Genomic DNA, 3424 nt, shown 5'->3' on the forward strand with positions numbered 1-3424 from the left:
TGTCGATGGCGGTTGAGACGCGCGGATAGATGGCGCCGAGAGGGAATTGATGCGGAATTCGGCTCGGGGTGGTGCTGAACGACGCTGATGATCTGAATTGGTTGGGGATGAGAGCGCGGGATGCGTCGATAGGAGCCCGGAGGGCGACTGAGGCGCATCCCGCGCTGCGTCCGCGCATGCTACATGTGCGGAGCGCCGCAAACAGACATCGACCCACTACCACGTAACTCGATGTCCTATCCCAACGGGCCGTGTGAGGGGACTTGCAGGTCCCCGGGCACGGCTGCCGACTGGTTCACGGTGTGCGCCAGCATAATGGCATTGGCGCATTCCGTCGAGCTTTTCCCCGCAATCCCGACGGCGTTCCGAGAGGTTCGCCGTCGCCATGCAAACCGGTCGTTTCTTTCTCTGCGCACGTTGCCGCTCACAGGTCTTGCTTTGCCGGCATTGCGATCGGGGTCAGCGCTTTTGCGGTTCTGAATGCGCCCATGAAGCCCGCCGCGACAGTCTGCGTGCGGCGGGGCGGCGCTACCAGAGCAGCCGCCGGGGCCGCTTTGCGCTCCCGCCGATATCGCCAGCGCTGCAAAAACAACGTGACGCATCAGTCTCCACCTTGTCTGCCGGATGGTTCACGACTGAACGCGCCCCTGATCGACGGCACCGTCGCACTGGACGACGTCACCGCTGAAGCGGTGCCATCGATCTCTCCGGCGCCGCGCTGCCGGCGCTGCAGTTGTCGGCTGCCGCCGTTCTTGCGCGGCGGCTTCGTGCGCCGTCGAGGGGCAATGTCCGTCAACACGACTATGGAGACCCAACCGATGACCATATCCGCCGAGAAGGAAGCGATGATCCTGCGCCTGTACCACGTCGAGAGGTGGCGCTGTGGAACGATCGCCACGCAATTGCATTGCCACCACACGACGGTCTTCCGGGTTCTGAAGGAGGCCGGTCTGCCCCGCCACAGGCCGGTGATTCGTCCCGCCGAGATCGACCAGTATCTGCCGTTCGTCCAGCGGACGCTTGAGACATATCCAGACCTGACCGCCAGCCGCCTGTACGGGATGGTGCAGGAGCGCGGCTACAAGGGCTCGGCCTCCCACTTCCGGCATATGATCGCGCTCCACCGTCCGCGCAAGGCTGCGGAAGCGTTCCTGCGTCTGCGCACCCTGCCGGGCGAGCAAGGCCAGGTCGACTGGGCGCATTTTGGTCACATCGAAATCGGCAAGGCTCGCCGCCCGCTGATGGCCTTCGTCATGGTGCTGTCCTATTCGCGCGACATCTATCTGCGCTTCTTTCTTGATGCCCGCATGGAAAACTTCCTGCGCGGCCACGCCGGTGCGTTCAGCGCCTGGAATGGTTTGCCCAGGGTGCTGCTCTACGACAACCTTAAGAGCGCTGTGCTTGAGCGTCAGGGCGATGCCATCCGGTTCCATCCGACACTGCTGGCCTTCGCGGGCCATTATCGCTTCGAGCCCCGTCCCGTCGCCGTGGCGCGGGGCAACGAAAAGGGCCGCGTCGAGCGCGCCATTCGTCACATCCGGGAGGCCTTCTTCATCGCCCGCAAGTTCAAGGACCTCGACGATCTGAATGCCCAGGCCGAACAATGGTGCCGCAACCAGGCCGCCGACCGGCCATGCCCCGAGGACCGGACGATGACGGTTCGTCAGGTGTTTGCGCAGGAGCAGCCGATGCTTCTGCCATTGCCCGCCAACCCGTACCCCATCGAGGAGCAGATCGCCGCGAAGGTCGGAAAGACACCCTATGTCCGCTTCGACCTGAACGATTACTCGGTTCCCCATACTCATGTCCGGCGCACGCTCACCGTGCGCGCCGATCTCGCCCAGGTCAGGATATTCGATGCCGCCACGATGATCGCCAGCCACCGCCGCAGCTACGACCGGGGCCAGCAGATCGAAGACCCCCGGCACCTCAAGGCGCTCGTCGCCGTCAAGCGCGAAGCGCGCCAGCATCGCGGCCTCAACAGTCTGACGCACGCCGTGCCGGCCTACCAGAAACTGATGATCCGGGCCGCCGAGCGCGGCGCCAATATCGGCGCGATCACCAATGCCATGCTCAAACTGCTCGACCTCTACGGCGCCACCGAACTCCAGGCCGCCGTCGAAGATGCCTTGCAGGCCGGGGCCTCTCATTCGAGATCGGTTCGCGCCGTGCTCGAACGCCGCCGGATCGCGCGTGGCGCTCCACCGCCGGTCGAAACAAGGCTGCCAGAGCATGTCCGCAAAAAGGATACGGTCGTGCAGCCCCACAAGCTCGACCGTTACGATCAACTCACATCCGCAGGCAACGACGATGAATAATCCCGGCATCCTGTTCAACCGCGCCAGGGCGTTGCGCCTCAATGGCCTGATCGCCCACTGGGACGAAATCGCCGACGCGCCGTGGCTGGCCGCTGTGCTTCAATGGGAGGAAGAAGAGCGCGCCGACCGCTCATTGCGGCGACGCATGCGCGCCGCCAGGCTTGGCCACTTCAGGCAACTGGCCGATTACGACTGGAAATGGCCGCGTCGTATCGATCGCGCCGCCATCGAGGAGCTGATGACGCTGTCCTTCGTGAAGGAGGCCGCCAACATCGTCTTTATCGGCCCTAACGGCGTCGGCAAATCCACGCTCGCTCTTAACGTCGCCTACCAGGCGCTGGTCGCCGGCCATTCGGTCCTCTTCCGCACCGCCAGCGAAATGCTCGGAGAACTCGCCGCCATCGACAGCGATTCCATGCTCCGCCGAAAGCTGCAGTACTATGCGGCGCCCGATGTCCTGGTCATCGACGAGGTCGGATATCTCTCCTATTCCAACCGTCATGCCGATCTGCTGTTCGATCTCATCAGCCGCCGATACGAGAAACGCTCGACCATCGTCACCACCAACAAGCCCTTCGCGCAATGGTCGGAGGTCTTCCCGAATGCCGCCTGCGTCGTCAGTCTGGTCGATCGCCTTTTGCACCATTGCGAGGTCATCGCCATCGAAGGCGATTCCTACCGCTTCAAGGAAGCCACCGAACGCTCGAAGGAGCAGCGTCAACAACGCACCAGCCACGCCACCGACGAAAAGGAGCCCACAGCATGACCGGAAATCCTCATCAGCCGTCCGGTCTCGGGCGTGGAATCCAGTTCATCGTCAATGCCGAATGGACACCCGAGCAGGCAGGCGCCGTCTTCGAACTCCTCGACGATCTGCGAGACTGCATCTGGAGCCGTTACGCTCCCCACATCCAGGAGTTTGTCCGTCACCAACAAGCCCCTGACGATCAGCCCCCTTCCAAACCAGCACGGTAAAATCGGCCACGCTCGTTGCTCCAGCGTCACGATCCATTCAACCCGGCAAAACTAAAAGCGGCCTGGAAGGCCGCTTTCCCATTCCTCAATCCTCGGCGCCATTTTTGCGCGCTTTCTCACAGCCGTTAACA

General features: G+C 63.1%; 3 protein-coding genes. All 3 read left to right on the plus strand.

The window, feature by feature from the left end; translation table 11 throughout:
- The first annotated feature begins 488 nt into the window (after positions 1-488).
- The 3 genes from istA to ILFOPFJJ_RS34385 are packed head-to-tail and all read left to right on the plus strand — an operon-like array spanning position 489 to position 3293.
- Complete coding sequence (gene istA, locus ILFOPFJJ_RS34375) at positions 489-2318, plus strand: IS21 family transposase (RefSeq protein WP_210267719.1); 1830 nt, start codon at positions 489-491, stop codon at positions 2316-2318.
- On the plus strand, positions 2311-3084 hold the full coding sequence (gene istB / locus ILFOPFJJ_RS34380; RefSeq protein ID WP_173514838.1) for an IS21-like element helper ATPase IstB: 774 nt from the start codon (positions 2311-2313) through the stop codon (positions 3082-3084). The genes istA and istB overlap by 8 nt, the downstream gene beginning before the upstream one ends.
- Positions 3081-3293, plus strand: coding sequence for a hypothetical protein (locus ILFOPFJJ_RS34385; protein ID WP_173514839.1), 213 nt, complete (start codon positions 3081-3083; stop codon positions 3291-3293). The genes istB and ILFOPFJJ_RS34385 overlap by 4 nt, the downstream gene beginning before the upstream one ends.
- Positions 3294-3424 lie beyond the last annotated feature (131 nt).

This window comes from Sinorhizobium psoraleae, assembly GCF_013283645.1.
Classification (GTDB): Bacteria; Pseudomonadota; Alphaproteobacteria; order Rhizobiales; family Rhizobiaceae; genus Sinorhizobium; species Sinorhizobium psoraleae.

What these genes read in the sequence shown, in the direction of transcription:
- istA (WP_210267719.1), top strand. Translation starts at nt 489, where the DNA reads ATGAAGCCCGCCGCGACAGTCTGCGTGCGGCGGGGCGGCGCTACCAGA.
- ILFOPFJJ_RS34385 (WP_173514839.1), top strand. Translation starts at nt 3,081, where the DNA reads ATGACCGGAAATCCTCATCAGCCGTCCGGTCTCGGGCGTGGAATCCAG.
- istB (WP_173514838.1), top strand. Translation starts at nt 2,311, where the DNA reads ATGAATAATCCCGGCATCCTGTTCAACCGCGCCAGGGCGTTGCGCCTC.